The organism is Mycobacteroides salmoniphilum, assembly GCF_004924335.1.
Taxonomy (GTDB): Bacteria; Actinomycetota; Actinomycetes; order Mycobacteriales; family Mycobacteriaceae; genus Mycobacterium; species Mycobacterium salmoniphilum.
In genome coordinates this window covers 440,552-458,009 of sequence record NZ_CP024633.1, presented here as the reverse complement: position 1 = coordinate 458,009, position 17,458 = coordinate 440,552, and the positions used below count along the sequence as shown (strand labels likewise).

The following is a 17,458-nucleotide window of genomic DNA, read 5'->3' as shown; positions in this document are numbered from 1 at the left end:
AGCCTGAACCCATGTCCGTGGTGAAGATCAACGCAATCGAGATCCCCGAGGGTGCAGGTCCGGAGCTGGAAAAGCGGTTCGCTCACCGCGCCGGAGCAGTAGAGAACCAGCCAGGATTCCTGGGCTTTCAGCTGCTGCGCCCCGTCAAGGGAGAGGACCGCTACTTCGTGGTCACCCAGTGGGAGTCCGAGGAGGCCTTCCAGGCCTGGGCCACCGGTCCGGCGGTCGAAGCACATTCTGGCCAGCAGGCCAAGCCCGTGGCCAAGGGTGCTCATCTGCTGGAGTTCGAGGTTGTGCTCGACGTGACCGGGGCCGCCACCAAGGCGTGAATAGCAGTTTGCTGCGCGCGCGCATGACGCGCGCCGTTTCGGTGTGCACGGTGGTAGTGGTGGCCTTCTCGGTGGGCAGCATCGCGGGGTGCGGCATCAAGCTGCGGCAGGTGCCGCACGGTGACGTGGATACCAGCACGCCTCCGGGCCTGCGCTCACAACAGCTGATCGACATGTTGAACTCCAACTGGCCGATCGGAAAGCAAGGTGTGGCAACGCTCGCCGCCGCCAACAAGGTCGACGACTACACCGAGATCATGACCAAGCTGTGGGTCGATCGTCCCTACAAAGTGAGCTCCGTGGATCTGGCAGCCAACAGCTCCACCGTCCACCTGATCGCGCCGTATGGCGCCAATGTGGACATCGGGCTGCGCACCAACACCAAGGGCGATGTCGACAGACTGGTTCCGTATCAGCAGCCCCCGACCATTGCCGACTGGTCCGATGTCGACACCGCACTGTCGGCATCTGGCGGCCGATACTCGTACCGGGCCTCCAAGATCATCAACGGCCAATGCGAGCAGGTTGCCGGAACCAACACCTCCGAATCCATGCCGCTGGCTTCGGTTTTCAAGCTCTACGTGCTCTTGGCCACCGGCACCGCCATCAATGCGGGCACCCTCACCTGGGATGACCAACTCACCGTCACCGATCGCGGCAAGGCGCTCGGAAGCTCGATGGACAAGCTCCCGACAGGCTCCACGGTGTCGGTGCGCACCGCCGCCCAGAAGATGATCTCGGTGAGCGACAATATGGGCACCGACATGCTGATCAACCGCCTCGGTCGGCAGGCGATCGAGAAGGCCCTTGCCGACGGCGGGCACCATGACCCGGCATCGATGACCCCCTTCCCCACCATGCATGAGCTATTCAACATCGGGTGGGGAATACCCGACGTCCGCCAGCAATGGAAGGACGCCACCACACCCGGCCAGCGCGGGCAGATGCTCGCCGACGCCGACACCCACGACTACACACTGGATCCGGACCGGACCACCACGCCCGCATCGAAATTCGGCATCGAGTGGTACGGCAGCGCCGAGGACATCTGCAGAGTCCATGCAGCCCTGCAGAAGGTCGCCGTCGGCCCGGCGTCTCCGATTCGCGGCATCCTGTCCGCAGAACCCGGTATCGATCTGCACAGCGAGAACTGGCGCTACATCGGCGCCAAGGGTGGCAACCTGCCCGGCGACCTGACGTTCAGCTGGTACGCCGAGGATCGCAACCGTCAGCCGTATGTGGTGAGCTTCCAGCTGAATTGGGATCGTGCGTTCGGCCCCGGCGCGGCCGGATGGGTCATCGGCCTGGCCAAGGGCGTCTTCAAGAAGCTGGGATGAGCGCCCGCGCGAAGACCATCAAACCCCGATGAGCGCCCGGCTCTGGTTCCTGACGAGTCTGAATCTCACGACGGTTCCGGGGCAGAAAGCGTCGTGAGACTCAGACTCGGTGGCTAGCTAGCCGGTAACGGACGTCTCGGCATTGACGGGCTTACGCCCGATAACCGTCGCGAACCCGAGACCGATCGTCGCCCACATAATCGCCTGCGTTGTGAACGAGTACAGCCGGAACAGATACAGATCATGCGCCGGGAAACCCGGATAGACGATCTTCCCGTCGGCATCGAGCAGTGGTTGCGGCGCCTCGACAAATCCTGGAGTCACCGCCATGACGAGTCCGACCAGCACGATGAACACCGCGGCGGCAACAAGCGTGGCTGTCCAGGTATCGACGCGCTCGGAGAGCTTTCGACCCACCCACAGTGCCACCGCCAACGCGATCGCCGCGACGAGGATCATCAGCACGAAGTACCCGGTGCGCTCCTTGATGGTGCCCTCAGCGCTCGCCGCCGGAGGGTTGGCCGGGAACTTCAGGAACGGCACCACATACAACACCAGAAACAGTCCGCCCGCGACGGCGAGAGCCTGCGCGCGCGGACTGAGATTGCCGACCCGGCCGATCGCCACCACGTACGCCACCGCGAACAGCGCGCCCATCGCGATTCCGAATCCGATGACACCGAGCGCCAGGCCCGCATTGGCCTGCGCGAAACGACTGAACAGCTCCGCGCCCTCGTGATGGGCGTGGATACCGGCGGCCTCATCCAGCACGCCCTGCGCCTCGCCTCTGCCCTCTTCATAAGCAATGGCCCTGTTGATGACGGGTTCCACAAAGATCCATCCGAAGATGAAGGACAGCAAGCCACCCAGTGCGCCGAAACCTAAGCCGCGCAGAATTATTGACTTTTCCATGTATTCGGCCCGCCGCTAGTGGCAGGGAAAGCCGAGCAGGTGGCGGGCGTCATGCACGAACTCGTGCACGTGCATATCGCTGCCGAAGATCGACACCGCACCCTGGTCGATGCCGATGAAGTAGTAGGCGAGCAGCCCCAGGAGGGTGGTCACGCTCAACCACAGCGCTGCCTGAGGAATCGACACCGCAACCGGATGGCTGGCGGACGTTGTGTGTGCCATGTTGCTCCTTTTCGGAATACCGCGTCCCGATCTGTTCTTCTCGACGGCGGGGTCTGACTCTCACAGTGGCGCGACCGTCCTGGGATTACACCAGGTTCCCGTCCTGTCGAAGGACGAACTGAGCTTAGTCGACACGGCTGGGCTGTGCGTTCGAGTGATAGTTTTGGCCTCGCATTGGTTTCCCCGAGAGCACCAGGAAAGTGCACCCGGGGATCGCAAGAGGGAATCCGGTGTGAATCCGGAGCTGCCCCGCAGCGGTATGTGGAAACGACAGCGGCACCTAAAGCACTGGGTTAAGGCCCGGGAAGCAGCCGCCAGTAGGTGAGGCTCACAGAAGCCTCGTGTTCACGAGTCCGAAGACCTGCCAACGCGGCCGCACCATCCGGTGCAGTCATTCGCCAGTGCCGAGGGATCGCCTGGTGGGTAGCGCCTACTCGGCATATCCGTCATGCCCCGGTGTCTGCGACCCGACGACGCAGGAAGATCGATGCCCGCAGCGCAACACGAGCGACCGGTGGTCCTCGCGGCGGGCGGTGGCCTGGTGGCGCTCGTGCTGCTGTCGGTCGGCGCGCTCGTGTTCGGCACTGCTGATGTGCCCTGGCGCGACTGTCTGCATTTCCTCTGGGTGGGCGCCACGGGCGGCTCCGTTCGGGCCGCCGATGCGGCGAACTACCGGATCGTCATCGAGTCCAGGCTGCCGCGGGTGATTCTCGCCATCCTCGTCGGCGCGGGGCTGGCCGTGGTGGGCGTGCTCGTACAGGCGATGGTCCGCAACGCCCTGGCGGATCCGTACGTTCTCGGCATCTCGTCGGGAGCCTCGGTGGGTGCCACCGCAGTGGTGGTCTACGGCGTGCTCGGCACCTTCGGCGTGTATGCGCTGTCGCTGTCCGCATCGATCGGCGCCCTCGCCGCGACCGCACTCGTGTACCAAATCGCCCGTACTCCACAAGGTCTGGTACCGCTGCGGCTGGTTCTGGTAGGCACCGCGGTGGGCTATGGGCTGTCCGCGGTGACCACCGTGCTGGTGTTCTTGGCGCCGAACGGCGAAGCGGCGCGCAGCGTCATGTTCTGGCTACTCGGCAGCCTGGGGGCGTCGTCCTGGGACAAGGTTCCGGTGGCGCTCGCGGCGACCTTGGTCGGGATCATCTGCGTCGCGGGGCTCGCCCGCCAACTCAACGCCCTATCCATGGGCGACGAGGTGAGCGCCTCGCTGGGACTGCACGCCGGGCGGTTCCGGGTGGCACTGTTCGTGCTGTCAGCCGCCATGACCGGATGTTTTGTATCCATCTGCGGAGCCATCGGATTCGTGGGACTGGTCATTCCGCATGCGGCACGGCTGCTGGTCGGTGCGGATCACCGCCGGGTCTTGATCGTGGCTCCGGTACTGGGCGCGTGCTTCCTCGTCGCTGCCGATCTCGTGGCAAGGACCATGATTCCGCCGCAGGAGCTTCCGCTGGGCGCGATCACCGCAGCCGTCGGAGTACCGGTCTTCGTCGGATTGATGCGCCGGCGCGCGATGTCTGCGGGGGCCGTCGGTTGATGGACGTCACCTATCAGAGCGTGTCGGTCGATATCGCAGGTAGCCGCATCGTCTCGAGTATCGACATGCAGGTCGCGGCTGGGGGATTCGTGGGAATCGTCGGCCCCAACGGCAGCGGCAAGTCGACAACCCTGCGCTGCCTGTACCGCGCGCTTACTCCTACCACCGGCGACGTAGCAGTCAGTGGCGTGTCGGTGCGGGCCATCAGCATGCGGGAGAACGCCCGTCAGGTGGCGGCGCTGACTCAGGACATGTCCTTGGATTTTGATTTCACGGCCGCGGAAGTAGTCGCCACCGGCCGGCTGCCGCACGGCACATCCCTGCGCAGCACCTCCGAACAGGACCGGCGCATCTGCGCGGAGGCGACCGAGACGGCGGACGTGACGGCGCTTGCCGACCGTACGTTCAGTTCTCTCTCGGGCGGGGAGCGCCAGCGGGTTCTCATCGCCCGCGCCCTCGCACAGCAACCGCGCGTCTTGGTGCTGGACGAGCCCACCAATCATCTGGATGTGCGCCATCAGTATTCGATACTCAGCTCGGCACAGATACTGGGCATCACCGTCATCGCTGCTCTGCACGACCTCAACCTCGCGGCACAGTACTGCGACACCATCCACGTCATGGCCGAGGGACGCATCGTGCTCTCAGGCCCACCACACGAGGTCATCACCGCCGAATCCATCGGCCGGTGGTTCGGCATCGGATGTCATGTCATCGCACACCCACGAAGCGGTGTTCCGCAGATCATCTTCGATCCTCAGCCCGAAAGACAGGAGAAGGAATGAAGGCACTCATCGGTGTGACGGTGATGGTGTCGCTGCTATCAGCGGGCTGCGCGACCATCGAGGCACAGAGCCCCGGAACTGAGCGGGTTTCCGTCGACAATTGCGCTGCACCGCTTGATGTTCCGGTACCGGTCACCCGAGCCGTCAGCAATGACACCGGGGTCACCGAGCTGATGTTCGCACTCGGTCTGCAGGACCGGATGGCCGGCTACTTCATCGACGCCGGACAGGATCGCGACATCGAGACCTCGCCGTGGAAGGCGCAGTTCGAGTCCACCACCAACCTGGGTCAGGGATTCACCCGTGAAGCAGTGCAAGCCGCGCGTCCCGATCTCGTGTTCGCGGGGTGGAGCTACGGATTCAACGAGACCTCCGGGATGACCCCGGATTGGGTGCGGTCCATTGGGGCGGTGCCCTACCAGCTGACCGAGGCGTGCCGTCAGCCCGGAACGGTCCGGCGCGGTATCAAGCCTCCCCTCGACGCTCTCTACGAGGACCTGGCCAACCTGGGGGCGATCTTCGGAGTTCAGGAACGCGCAACTGAGTTGATCGCCACGTACCGCAAGACCGTCGACACCGTGCAGTCGCGTCTGCCGCAGGACCGGCCGCCCGTTCGTGTCTTCCTGTACGACAGCGGTGAGGCCCAGCCGTTCACCTCCGGTAAGAACGCCGCACCACAGCAGATCATCGAGAAGGCCGGGGGCCGCAACGTCTTCTCAGATCTTGACGACAGCTGGACCACGAGTGCCTGGGAGACGGCCGCCCAGCGCGACCCCCAGGTGATCATCATCTGCGATTACGGGGTAGGCCCTAACAACACCGCCGACGCAAAGATCAACCTGCTCAAGGCACAGCCACTAATGAAGCACACCCAGGCGGTCCGCGACCGGAACTTCATCGTGCTGCCCTACGCCGCCCTGGTCGAAGGACCGCGCAATCCAGACGCCATCGTCACCCTGGCGAACTATCTGCGCGACAAGGGATTCTGAACGCTGTCGGCCTCTGGAGCTAGGGTGACGACATGAGCTTGCCCACCACCCTCGGCCTCATGGTGCCGCCCTCTCTTCCACCAGAACGGCTGCTCGAGATTGCGCACGCGGCCGAAGCCGCCGGGCTCGATCACCTGTGGGTCTGCGAGGACTGTTTCGCCACCACATCGATCGCGTACGCCTCGCTGGCCCTTGCGTCCACCGAACGGATCAGTGTCGGAACTGGTTTCCTCTCGGCACCGGTACGCAATGTCGTGGCGGCGGCAATGGATTACAGCATCCTGGAGCGCAATTTTCCCGGCAGGGTGCTGCCGGGGATCGGGCACGGCTGGCAGCCTCACATGGAACAAATTGGCGCCAAGGTCGGCTCGCCCCTGACCCTGCTCCACGAGTACGTGACGGCACTGCGGGATCTGTTGGCGGGCAAGGAGGTCAGTGCCGACGGGCGATATGTGCGGCTGAATGGGGTCCGGCTGGACTGGCCGCCCGCGGAACCGCTGCCCATTATGATCGGCGCGAACGGGCCCCGCTCGCTACGACTGGCCGGCAGCCTGGGCGATGGCACATTGCTGACCAGTATGGTTCCGGCCGACACCGTTGCTGCGCACTGCGCGCTGATAGACCCCGGCCCCGGTCACCGGATCTTCCTGAGTCGCACCATCAGTGTTGGCCCCGGCGCCGCCCAACTCATCGCAAACGATCCCGGCCACTATCCCGGGATCTCCTTTGACGCTTCGGCGAGCATCGGCGGAGGGGCCGCCGAGGTCGCCGCGCAGCTCCACGCGCTACGAGATCTCGGTGTCACGGATTTCATCGCATCACCGACCGGAAACGAACCCGATCTCATCGGATACATCCACAGCCTGGGCCAGGACGTAAGACCGCTGCTGCAACCGTGAGCTCGCTCGCAAACCATTGGCACGACAAGAGATTCTGATCCTAGCCGCCATCACCGGTCAGTTCCGTGCCCCAGACCGCCCTCGCACCGGAATCCCCGATCCGGATGACGCCGACGATGGACACGCCCCCGAGAATCAGCACCAACACTGCAACGGTCAGGTGCGGCCCAAGCCGGGCCGGTGACAGGCCGAGCCGATGGGCGACCGCCAGCACGAGCGCGCCCAGCACCAACGCGCTGGAGAACACCAGCATCCAGTCGCCACGCTCGGCGTGCGTCAACAGGGCAGCACTAGGGCTCTTCTCACGATCGAGCAGCCATTCGCCTGCCGAAGTGGTCAGCGGGGTGAGTACCAGCGTCACCGCCGCCAGCCCGGCAACCAGCCACACCAGCCGCGACCGAATAGCGACGGAAATCCCACACAGAATCTCCAGAATCGCCGTCAACGGCGCAAGCACGACAACGAAATGCACCAACAGCACGTGTGCAGGCAACCCGCTGATGGTGTCCACGCGGGCGACACTACTGCCGCAATGCGTTCCGCACCCGGAAACGCCGAACCCCCCAGCGCGCAAAAAGCGCCGAGTGTGAGCTGTGATGCTCACACTCGGCGCTTTTTGGGTTGTTTTTACTCCGAGGCGGAGGCCGCCAGGTCGGCCGCCGGCTCCTCACCGGTGACCAGCACGGGCTTCGGACGGCCGACGAACGTGAACTTCGCGTCCTCGCCGGCGCCCTCGCCGTCCCAGCCCTCGACATCGACCGTGATCAGCTCGCCGGCGCCGATCTCGTTGAAGAGAATCTTCTCCGAGAGGGTGTCCTCGATCTCACGCTGGATGGTCCGACGCAGCGGCCGGGCGCCGAGCACCGGGTCGAACCCGCGCTTGGCCAACAGCGCCTTGGCGTTGTCGGTCAGCTCCATCTCCATGTCCTTCGTCTTCAGCTGTCTGCTCACCCGGGCGATCATCAGATCGACCATCTGGATGATCTGGTCCTTGGTCAGCTGCTCGAAGACGATGATGTCGTCGATGCGGTTCAGGAACTCCGGACGGAAGTGCTTCTTGAGTTCGTCGTGAACCTTCTGCTTCATCCGCTCATAATTCGAGCCGCCGCCGCCCTCGGAGAACCCGAGGCCCACGGCCTTGGAGATATCCGAGGTGCCCAGATTCGAAGTGAAGATCAGCACCGTGTTCTTGAAGTCGACTGTGCGACCCTGGCCGTCGGTGAGACGCCCGTCCTCCAGGACCTGCAACAGGGTGTTGTAGATCTCCTGGTGGGCCTTCTCGATCTCGTCGAACAGCACAACACTGAACGGCTTGCGACGCACCTTCTCGGTGAGCTGGCCGCCCTCCTCGTAGCCGACGTATCCCGGAGGAGCGCCGAAAAGCCTTGAGGCGGTAAAGCGGTCGTGGAACTCACCCATGTCGATCTGGATCAGCGCGTCGTCGTCGCCGAACAGGAAGTTGGCCAGCGCCTTGGACAGCTCGGTCTTACCGACTCCCGACGGGCCGGCGAAGATGAACGAACCCGATGGCCGCCGTGGGTCTTTCAGGCCGGCACGGGTGCGGCGGATGGCCTTGGAGACAGCCTTGACGGCTTCCTCCTGGCCGATGATCCGCTTGTGCACCTCATCCTCCATACGCAGCAGCCGAGTGGTCTCCTCCTCGGTCAGCTTGAACACAGGGATACCGGTCCAGTTGCCCAACACCTCGGCGATCTGCTCATCGTCGACTTCCGCCACGACGTCCAAGTCACCTGAGCGCCACTGCTTTTCACGCTCGGTGCGCTGAGCGACGAGCTGCTTCTCGGAGTCGCGCAGGCGCGCCGCCTTCTCGAAGTCCTGAGCGTCGATAGCCGATTCCTTCTCCCTGCGCGCATCGGCGATCTTCTCGTCGAACTCGCGCAGGTCTGGCGGAGCGGTCATCCGGCGGATACGCATGCGCGCACCTGCCTCGTCGATCAAGTCGATCGCCTTGTCCGGCAAGAACCGGTCGTTGATGTACCGGTCGGCCAGGGTGGCCGCCGCCACCAGCGCGCCATCGGTGATGGACACCCGGTGGTGCGCCTCGTAGCGATCGCGCAGACCCTTGAGGATCTCGATGGTGTGCTCGACGGTCGGCTCACCCACCTGCACCGGCTGGAAACGACGCTCCAGGGCGGCATCCTTCTCGATGTACTTGCGGTACTCGTCGAGGGTGGTCGCACCGATCGTCTGCAGCTCGCCACGGGCCAGCTTGGGCTTGAGGATGGAGGCCGCGTCGATCGCGCCCTCGGCCGCGCCCGCACCAACCAGCGTGTGCAGCTCGTCGATGAACAGGATGATGTCGCCGCGGGTGTTGATCTCCTTGAGCACCTTCTTGAGGCGTTCTTCGAAGTCACCGCGGTAGCGGCTGCCGGCCACCAGGGACCCGAGGTCCAGGGTGTACAGCTGCTTGTTCTTCAGCGTCTCAGGCACCTCGCCGTGCACGATGGCCTGCGCCAGGCCCTCAACGACGGCGGTCTTGCCGACGCCGGGCTCGCCGATCAGCACCGGGTTGTTCTTGGTGCGGCGGCTCAGCACCTGCATGACGCGCTCGATTTCCTTCTCACGACCGATGACCGGGTCGAGCTTGCCTTCCATGGCGGCAGCAGTCAGATTGCGTCCGAACTGGTCGAGAACCAGCGAGGTCGACGGGGTCCCGGCCTCGCCACCACGGCCTCCGGTACCGGATTCCGTGGTCTCCTTGCCCTGGTAGCCGCTCAGAAGCTGAATGACCTGCTGGCGCACCCGGGTCAACTCCGCACCCAGCTTGACGAGCACCTGAGCCGCGACGCCTTCACCCTCACGGATGAGGCCCAACAGGATGTGCTCGGTGCCGATGTAGTTGTGGCCGAGCTGCAGCGCCTCGCGCAGGCTCAGCTCCAGCACCTTCTTGGCGCGAGGAGTGAAAGGAATGTGCCCGGACGGTGCCTGCTGTCCCTGGCCGATGATCTCCTCGACCTGGCTGCGCACCCCTTCCAGGGAAATGCCCAGCGACTCCAGCGACTTGGCGGCAACGCCCTCGCCCTCGTGAATCAGACCCAGCAGGATGTGCTCGGTGCCGATGTAATTGTGGTTGAGCATGCGGGCCTCTTCTTGGGCCAGCACAACCACCCGCCGAGCGCGGTCAGTGAATCTCTCGAACATCGGTCTCCCTCGCTTCCTCGTCCGGCCTTTGCGCAAGCGGTTCATCCTGCCGCTCGGGGCTCCCCCCAAACGGCTCATCTCCGCTGGCACTAGGACCTAATCGCCACTCTAGTGGTCAGCCGTAGTCGGTGCGGTGCTCGCATACCAGGAGATGGCCCCTGAGAGTACTCAGAGGAACCTACGGAACCCGGAGGAACCGTCCCCAAATATACGAATCACCGCACCCGGCGGTGCTTGTTAGGCAACCGAACAACGCCAGATGCGGTGAAAACGTTTCCGATTTTGACCCGGCTTCGCCGTAAGCGAAATTCTGGGGGGACGGGCCAGTCAGCAGTCTTAGTTGGCCGCGTTGAACGCGTCGACAACTTCGGCGGGAATGCGACCACGTGACGACACATTGTGACCGTTCTTACGCGCCCACTCACGGATCGCCGCGCTCTGCTCACGATCGATGCTCGCACGCCCGCGACCCGTCCCTGAGCTCCCCCGCCCGCGACGACGGCCACTGACACGACGAGCATGCTCGACCCATGTAGAGAGCTGATTGCGCAGCTTCTCTGCATTCTTGGAAGAAAGGTCGATCTCGTAAGTCACGCCGTCAATACCGAATTCAACGGTCTCGTCGGCAGGTGCTTCACCATCGACGTCATCGACAAGCGTGACCGTGACCTTCTTAGCCATTCCTTTTATCCTTCCAAAAGCAGAACCCCCGTTGGTCCACCTCAAACATGCCACGGATTGCCGCAAAGTTCAACATACCCGCAAGGCTGCGCGTGTTCCGCTCAAGGCAAGCGATTCACTACACTCATAGTTGAAAAGCGAGACAAAATTCGAACGCGTAGATCAAAGCGTAGGTCGGACAATCGGAAACAAGATCGTCTCGCGAATTCCCAGTCCGGTAAGCGCCATCAACAGGCGATCGATACCCATCCCGGTTCCGGCCGCGGGCGGCATCGCATGCTCCATCGCGCCGAGGAAGTCCTCATCAAGGCTCATCGCCTCATCATCGCCGGCGGCGGCCAATCGTGCCTGGTCAGCGAATCTTTCACGCTGGATCACCGGGTCGATCAACTCCGAGTACCCGGTCGCCAATTCAAAGCCGCGAACATACAAATCCCACTTCTCGGTGACACCCGCGATGCTCCGGTGCTGACGAGTCAGCGGCGATGTCTCAACTGGGAAATCCCTCACAAACGTCGGTGCGTCCATTTTATCGCCGACCTGGTGTTCCCACAGTTCTTCGATGAGTTTTCCGTGACCGTAACCGCGGTCGGTGGGAATCTCGGCGCCCACCCGATCGGCGATCTTCCATAGCGTGGCAATCGGAGTATCGGGGGTGATCTCATCGCCAAGAGCATCCGACAACGACGGATACATTTCCATCGTCGTCCACTCGCCGTCCAAGTCGTAGGTCGATCCGTCGGGCAACGTCACCTGCCTGGTGCCCATTGCATCGTCCGCTACCTCCTGGATGAGCTCACGGATCATTGTGGCGGCGGTATCGTATGTGCCGTACGTCTCATATGTTTCCAACATCACGAATTCGGGAGAATGCGTCGAATCTGACCCTTCATTTCGGAAAACTCGGTTGAGCTCGAAAATCTTGTCGAAGCCCCCGACAAGAGCCCTTTTCAGGAAAAGTTCCGGCGCAATACGCAGATACAGGTCGATATCGAGCGCGTTGGAATGCGTAATGAACGGGCGGGCCGCAGCACCTCCGGCGAGGGTCTGCAAGATCGGCGTCTCCAACTCCAGGAATCCGCGACGGTGCAAAGCATCACGAATAGCGCGCATCACCGCGACCCGCTGCCGCGCGATCTGGCGCGCCTCCGGCCGCACGATGAGATCCACGTATCGCTGGCGCACTCTGGTCTCTTCCGACATCTCCTTGTGAGCAACGGGCAGTGGGCGCAGGGACTTGGAGGCCATCTGCCAGCCGTCCGCCAGGACACTCAGTTCGCCACGGCGCGAGCTGATGACCTCGCCCTGTACGAACACGATGTCACCGAGGTCAACATCGGTCTTCCAGTCGGCGAGTGCCTGTTCCCCGACGCCGGCGAGGCTGATCATTACCTGCAACGAGGTGCCGTCCCCCTCCTGCAGCGTCGCGAAGCAGAGCTTGCCGGTGTTACGGGAGAAGATGACACGGCCCGAAACACCCACCTGGTCACCGGTGCTGGTGTCCGTCTCCAAATCCACGTAGGCATCGCGAATCTGCTTGAGGCTGTGGGTGCGCGGCACCTCTACCGGATACGGCTGGATGCCCTCGGCGAGTAGCTTCTCGCGCTTGGCCTGCCGGATGCGAAATTGTTCCGGCAAGCTGGTCTGCGCGTCAGGATCAGTCACGTCTCGGCAGCTTAGCGGTAGTGCTTCGCCGGGACGACTCTGATTTGTTTCCGCCTATTTGGCCGTGCGGGCCTTGCCGCGCTGGTCAGCCCGGTTGCGCTCGTACACCAGCCGCAGGCCGTCGAGCGTGAGATGTTCCTCGTAGCGGTCGACGGTATGGGTCTCGGGGAGGATCAGCGGGGCGGTGTGGCCCGTGGCCACCACCGTGGCACCGGCGCCACTGAAGCCGTCGATATCGCGACGCACCCGCTCCACCAGCCCGTCCACCAACCCCGCGAATCCGAAAACCGCTCCCGATTGCATGCACTCGACCGTGTTCTTGCCCACGACGGAGCGCGGCCGGGTGAGCTCCACCCGCCGCAGAGCGGCGCTGCGGGCAGCGGCGGCATCGGAGGATACCTGCACGCCCGGGGCTATGGCGCCCCCCAGGAACTCACCCTTGGCGGACACCACATCCACACATATCGAAGACCCGAAATCCACCACGATGCACGCGGAGCCAAATCTGTGATGCGCGGCAAGACAATTCACGATTCGGTCGGCACCGACCTCTTTCGGATTGTCGACGAGCAGCGGGAGGCCGGTGCGCACGCCAGGCTCGATGAGGACCTGCGGAACCGCCGACCAGTACTGGTCGAACATGCCCCGCATTTCATGCAGCACAGAGGGCACGGTGGACAGGGCCGCAACCCCGGTCAGCGTCTCGCTGTCGTCGCCGATCAGTCCGTCGATGGTGAGTGCCAGCTCATCTGCGGTGATCTCGGTTTCCGTGCGAATCCGCCAGTGCTGAACAACTTTGGCGTGCTCGCCGGTGCCCGAGACCAGACCGAGAACGGTGTGGGTGTTACGTACGTCGATGGCGAGCAGCATGGCTACACCAGACCGCGTGGGGACACCAGGCCGAAGTTCTCGGGCACGTAGGCCGGGTCGTCGGAGTGCTCGCCCAGATCAACCTGTTTGTTGCCCGAGTCGACGAAGACCACACGCGGTGTGAAGACACGAGCTTCCTCATCGCTCATCACACCGTAGGCGATGATGATCACCAGATCTCCCGGGTGCACCAGGTGCGCTGCGGCACCGTTGATCCCGATTACCCCACTACCACGCGTGCCAGTGATCGCATAGGTCTCCAGCCGGGCACCGTTGTTGATGTCGACGATAGTGACCTGCTCGCCCTCCAGCAGGTCTGCGGCCTCCATGAGATCGGGGTCGATGGTGACCGAGCCGACGTAGTGCAGATCAGCATGCGTCACGGTGGCGCGATGGATCTTTGATTTCATCATTGTCCGGAACATCATGTCCTCCAGTCAGTTTCGCCAAGGTAGTGCGTGATCGGGGTCTGCGGGTCCAGAGGAGCCGATTCCGCCGCCCAATTCCAAGGGAACATTGTCCAAAAGCCGGGTGGTGCCCAGCCGGGCCGCGACCAGCATGCGGCCGGGCCCTTGCGTGGGGGCCGGCCCGAGGTCGACACCGCGCACCTCCAGGTAGTCCACCTCGATGGCGGGCACCTCGTCGAGTACCGCACGGGCCGCGTCCAGAGCCGATTCCGAACCGGCCGAAGCCGAATAGATTCCGGCAAGTAGAGCCGCAGACAATGCGCCCGCCTGCTCGCGGTGCTCGTGGCTGAGGTAGGCGTTCCGTGAAGACATCGCCAGCCCGTCCGCCTCCCGCACAATCGGTATCGGAACGATGCGAGTCTTGACGTTGAGGTCGGTGACCATCTGCCTGATGAGCACCAACTGCTGGTAATCCTTCTCACCGAAGTACGCCTGGTCCGGAGACACAATCTGCAGCAGCTTGAGCACCACCGTCAGCATCCCCGCGAAATGCGTTGGACGCGAGGCACCCTCAAGATCGGCACCAAGCGGTCCGGGCTGGACGGTAGTGCGCTGACCATGGGGATACATCGCCTCCGCACTCGGCGCGAATACCAGCTCGACACCCTCGCCGCGCAACTTCTCAACATCCGATTCCAGTGTGCGCGGGTAGGCATCGAGGTCCTCGCCGGCGCCAAACTGCAAGGGATTGACGAAGATCGACACCACGACCACGGCGCCCGGCACCTTCCGGGCGTGCCGCACCAGTGTCAGATGACCCTCGTGCAACGCACCCATGGTCGGTACCAACATGATCCGGCGGCCGGTATGCCGCAATGCCTTCGACACGTCGTACATCGTGTCGGGATCGTGGTGAACGGTGAGCTCTCCACTGAGGTAGCCCTTCGGCCCCTTTGGCCCATACAAACTCGTCATCAAGCAGCCTTACCTAGTCCGGGGTTCCAGTGCGGTGAAAACCGATTGGGGCGCATGTGCACGCTGGGCGGTACGGCGAGCATCGGCGCGATACGCCTCGGCCAGCGCAGGATCAGTCTCGGCGAGAGCATCGAGATGACGCCCCACCGCGGCGCCGTCTCCCCTCGCCACCGGGCCCGTCAGAGCGGCCTGTCCACGGTCCAGCGCGTTGGTAACGGCGGCCAGCACCAAAGGCGCCAGTACCCGTTCGGGCAGACCGCCCGGACCGTAACCAATTGTCTCCTGCCCCAACAGCTCCTGTCCCCATAGTGCCGAGCGCAGTGCCTCAACCGCGTCCAGCACCAGCGTCACCACATGGTTGCTGCCATGCGCCAGAGCCGCGTGATAGAGGGTACGGGCATCCTCGCGCACGCGCACCGGTTCGCCCCCAATCTCCAGCACCAGCGCCGTACCGATGGCATATCCAGTCTCATCGGCGGCGGTAATTCCAAAGCAGCAGTTGGGAAGTCGTTCAAGATCTTCGTAGCCGCCGACGAAGGTCATTGCAGGATGGATGGCCAGTGGAATACAGCCGAGGGCAGTCAACGGCTCCAGGATCGCGATGCCGTTGGCGCCCGAAGTGTGTACGACGATGGTTCCGGGCCGTACCGAACCGGTGGCGGCAAGGCCCGAGACCAGCGGCGCCAGCTCGAGATCCGGCACTGCGAGGATCAACAGTTCGGCGCGTGGGGCCACCTCCTGGGCAGGCAGTACCTGACTTTCCGGAAGATGTTCTTCGGCCCGCCGCCTCGAGGCATCGGAGACCGCGCTGCATGCGACGACGAAGTGACCCGCCGCCTCGAGCGCGACACCCATGGCCGTGCCGACTCTGCCGGCGGAGATGATGCCGATGGCCAGACGCGCGGGTCGCAAGCCGTCGAATGGCCCATCGGCTTGGCTATCCACGTGGCTATCGGCATTGAAAGCCTCAGACATGCTGAACGAGACACCTCGCAGACTAGATACGTTCCAGTCCTGCCAGGCAGGTACCGGACGGTCATCAGCAGAGTAGTCCCAGCGCAGCGCTATCGGCAGAGGCCTGGGCCGTTAGATTGCTCACTTTCGCGCATGATGACGAAATCGGCGGCGGTCAGTCCTCGCGGCGTCGGCGACGGCCGCCACCGGACTCAGATGACTCGGAGGGATCGCTTTGCAGGCGCCCCATCAGGTCGGCGACCGAGAAGCCGCCGGTCTCCTCGACACGACGCCGACCGCGGGTCTCGTCGGATTCCTCGGGTTCCGGGGCCCGACGCCGTCCGCGCTTCTCCTCGGGTTCTGGCGCACGGTGGCCGCCAGCGCTCTCGGGATAGCTCGGCTGTTCAGGCGCCGGCGGAGGCGGCGGATACGACGGCTGGGGTGCCCAATGTCCGCCGCCGGCGGTCTCAGGCGCGGCCGGCGCCTGGTGCCGTGACGGAGATCCGGAGTGCCGACCTGGGGTTGGCTCCGCCTGGTACGGGGTTGGCGACGGTGCCGGTTCATTGGAGGCCCAATTGCTTCCGGAGGTTCCGGGAGGTAGCCATTGACCTTCGGCAGGTGCCGGAGCCCAGGCACTCGGCGGTGGCGGCGGCGGAGCGTTCCAGTCCGGAGCGGGCGAGTTCCACGCAGGTTGGGGGGCAGGCTGCTCCGGCGGGGCCATCTGCTGAGGCGTTGGATCCCAGTCCTCGCCGTCAGCCGCGGCGTCCCAATCCTCTTGTCTGGCAGCCCAATACGGTGGCTGTGCGGATTCTGCGGCCGCCGGGGCCACTGGTACCGCGGGTTCACGCTCCGGCATCGGGGGCTCGGCCACATGCGATTCGGGCTGCGGACGCCAATGCGTCCCGGAGGACACCGGCTGCTGATACGGCTCGGGCTCGTGGGGTTGAGCGGCCCCGTAGTACGGAGGTGCCGGATACTGCGGTGTGGGAGATGCCTGGTCCTCATCGACGTGGTGCGGATCCTCGGCGACATCGATGATCGGGTATTCCGATGTCCGATTGTCCTCCTCGACCGCGGTGACGTCCTGATACGCGGTGACGTCCTGATACTCCGCGGCAGGCGCGGGTTGCGGCTCGCGCACGGAATGGGCGAACGCGGCCCCGGGTGAGCCCACGCCCGCACCTGTATTCGGTGCGGGCACCGGCTCGGCTCCAGGCCAGGGCCCCAACGCGCGAATCGGGTCGTGTTCGATCGCGGGCCGGTCACTCAGCTCGGTGTTGAAAAGGATCTCCAGATTGGTGCGCAGCGCCGCGAGCTCTGCGCGCAGCGTTGCGATCTCGTCGGCGGCCTGCGCCTCGATCTCCCCCGCCAGCTGCTGACGCAATCTGCTCTCGACCGTCAGTTCGTACTCGCGCCGCGCTGAAATCTCCCGCTCCAGCTGCAGGTCGTAGACGAGTTTCTGGTCGTGCACCTTGGCTTGATCGGTATCGCTCTGCCGACGGTAGGTCAGCGCGGCGAAAGACGCGATGACGGCGGCCCATAGCGCCAGCAACAAACCGACGCGCAAATAGATGGCCTTATCGGTGAAAACCAGGGCAATCCCAGAGCCGATCGCCAGCACCAGCAACGCGGTCAGCAACGCCCACCCGGGGCGTCGGCTGCCACGCCGAGGCTTCGCCGCTCGGGTCGGAATCGTCATGGGGGTGACTGTACCCGGACAGTGCAGTGTGC

17 protein-coding genes and 1 riboswitch are annotated in these 17,458 nt (G+C 64.1%); of the genes, 6 read left to right on the top strand and 11 right to left on the bottom strand.

The window, feature by feature from the left end; all coding sequences use genetic code 11:
- Nucleotides 1-11: 11 nt before the first annotated feature.
- Both DSM43276_RS02300 and DSM43276_RS02295 read left to right on the top strand, forming a co-directional pair.
- Nucleotides 12-329: an antibiotic biosynthesis monooxygenase family protein gene (locus DSM43276_RS02300; RefSeq protein ID WP_078300472.1), complete on the top strand. Its 318-nt coding sequence runs from the start codon at nt 12-14 to the stop codon at nt 327-329.
- 23 nt (nt 330-352) lie between these two features.
- Nucleotides 353-1,666: a serine hydrolase gene (locus DSM43276_RS02295; RefSeq protein ID WP_078330452.1), complete on the top strand. Its 1,314-nt coding sequence runs from the start codon at nt 353-355 to the stop codon at nt 1,664-1,666.
- A 117-nt stretch (nt 1,667-1,783) separates the two neighbouring features.
- Here the strand turns inward: DSM43276_RS02295 and DSM43276_RS02290 are convergent, their stop codons facing one another.
- Both DSM43276_RS02290 and DSM43276_RS02285 read right to left on the bottom strand, forming a co-directional pair.
- A complete protein-coding gene (locus DSM43276_RS02290) occupies nt 1,784-2,578 on the bottom strand; it encodes a CbtA family protein (RefSeq protein WP_078330397.1) in 795 nt (264 codons plus the stop codon).
- Nucleotides 2,579-2,593: 15 nt separating this feature from the next.
- Nucleotides 2,594-2,800: a CbtB domain-containing protein gene (locus DSM43276_RS02285; RefSeq protein ID WP_078292593.1), complete on the bottom strand. Its 207-nt coding sequence runs from the start codon at nt 2,798-2,800 to the stop codon at nt 2,594-2,596.
- Nucleotides 2,801-2,958: 158 nt separating this feature from the next.
- A riboswitch (cobalamin riboswitch) is annotated at nt 2,959-3,183 on the top strand.
- Nucleotides 3,184-3,287: 104 nt separating this feature from the next.
- Between DSM43276_RS02285 and DSM43276_RS02280 the strand changes: the two genes are divergently transcribed.
- From DSM43276_RS02280 to DSM43276_RS02265, 4 genes are read left to right on the top strand one after another with little or no spacing between them, the layout of a single operon-like run.
- Nucleotides 3,288-4,340 (top strand): FecCD family ABC transporter permease, encoded by a 1,053-nt coding sequence (locus tag DSM43276_RS02280; protein ID WP_078330398.1) that lies wholly within the window; start codon nt 3,288-3,290, stop codon nt 4,338-4,340.
- On the top strand, nt 4,340-5,125 hold the full coding sequence (locus DSM43276_RS02275; protein ID WP_078330399.1) for an ABC transporter ATP-binding protein: 786 nt from the start codon (nt 4,340-4,342) through the stop codon (nt 5,123-5,125). The genes DSM43276_RS02280 and DSM43276_RS02275 overlap by 1 nt, the downstream gene beginning before the upstream one ends.
- A complete protein-coding gene (locus tag DSM43276_RS02270; protein WP_078330400.1) occupies nt 5,122-6,114 on the top strand; it encodes an ABC transporter substrate-binding protein in 993 nt (330 codons plus the stop codon). The genes DSM43276_RS02275 and DSM43276_RS02270 overlap by 4 nt, the downstream gene beginning before the upstream one ends.
- Nucleotides 6,115-6,146: 32 nt before the next feature.
- On the top strand, nt 6,147-7,013 hold the full coding sequence (locus DSM43276_RS02265) for an LLM class flavin-dependent oxidoreductase (RefSeq protein WP_078330401.1): 867 nt from the start codon (nt 6,147-6,149) through the stop codon (nt 7,011-7,013).
- A 40-nt stretch (nt 7,014-7,053) separates the two neighbouring features.
- Here DSM43276_RS02265 and DSM43276_RS02260 read toward each other — a convergent pair whose 3' ends face one another.
- The 9 genes from DSM43276_RS02260 to DSM43276_RS02220 all read right to left on the bottom strand — a co-directional run bounded on the left by DSM43276_RS02260 (nt 7,054) and on the right by DSM43276_RS02220 (nt 17,426).
- The gene (locus tag DSM43276_RS02260) at nt 7,054-7,524 is read right to left on the bottom strand and encodes a DUF2231 domain-containing protein (protein WP_078330402.1); all 471 of its coding nucleotides are present in this window, start codon (nt 7,522-7,524) and stop codon (nt 7,054-7,056) included.
- Nucleotides 7,525-7,640: 116 nt separating this feature from the next.
- Nucleotides 7,641-10,175 (bottom strand): ATP-dependent Clp protease ATP-binding subunit, encoded by a 2,535-nt coding sequence (locus DSM43276_RS02255; protein WP_078330403.1) that lies wholly within the window; start codon nt 10,173-10,175, stop codon nt 7,641-7,643.
- Between the two features lie 336 nt (nt 10,176-10,511).
- Nucleotides 10,512-10,856, bottom strand: a complete 345-nt coding sequence (gene lsr2 / locus DSM43276_RS02250) for a histone-like nucleoid-structuring protein Lsr2 (protein ID WP_078300490.1) — start codon at nt 10,854-10,856, stop codon at nt 10,512-10,514.
- A gap of 162 nt (nt 10,857-11,018) precedes the next feature.
- The gene (gene lysS, locus DSM43276_RS02245; RefSeq protein ID WP_078330404.1) at nt 11,019-12,521 is read right to left on the bottom strand and encodes a lysine--tRNA ligase; all 1,503 of its coding nucleotides are present in this window, start codon (nt 12,519-12,521) and stop codon (nt 11,019-11,021) included.
- A gap of 54 nt (nt 12,522-12,575) precedes the next feature.
- Complete coding sequence (locus DSM43276_RS02240) at nt 12,576-13,391, bottom strand: type III pantothenate kinase (protein WP_078330405.1); 816 nt, start codon at nt 13,389-13,391, stop codon at nt 12,576-12,578.
- A gap of 2 nt (nt 13,392-13,393) precedes the next feature.
- Entirely contained in the window at nt 13,394-13,816 is a 423-nt protein-coding gene (gene panD, locus DSM43276_RS02235; protein ID WP_078324910.1) for an aspartate 1-decarboxylase, read from the bottom strand.
- Nucleotides 13,817-13,828: 12 nt separating this feature from the next.
- Complete coding sequence (gene panC / locus DSM43276_RS02230; protein WP_078330406.1) at nt 13,829-14,773, bottom strand: pantoate--beta-alanine ligase; 945 nt, start codon at nt 14,771-14,773, stop codon at nt 13,829-13,831.
- Between the two features lie 9 nt (nt 14,774-14,782).
- Entirely contained in the window at nt 14,783-15,748 is a 966-nt protein-coding gene (locus DSM43276_RS02225) for a Rossmann-like and DUF2520 domain-containing protein (protein ID WP_078330407.1), read from the bottom strand.
- A gap of 154 nt (nt 15,749-15,902) precedes the next feature.
- Nucleotides 15,903-17,426: a DUF6779 domain-containing protein gene (locus tag DSM43276_RS02220; RefSeq protein ID WP_109556183.1), complete on the bottom strand. Its 1,524-nt coding sequence runs from the start codon at nt 17,424-17,426 to the stop codon at nt 15,903-15,905.
- Between the last annotated feature and the right edge of the window lie 32 nt (nt 17,427-17,458).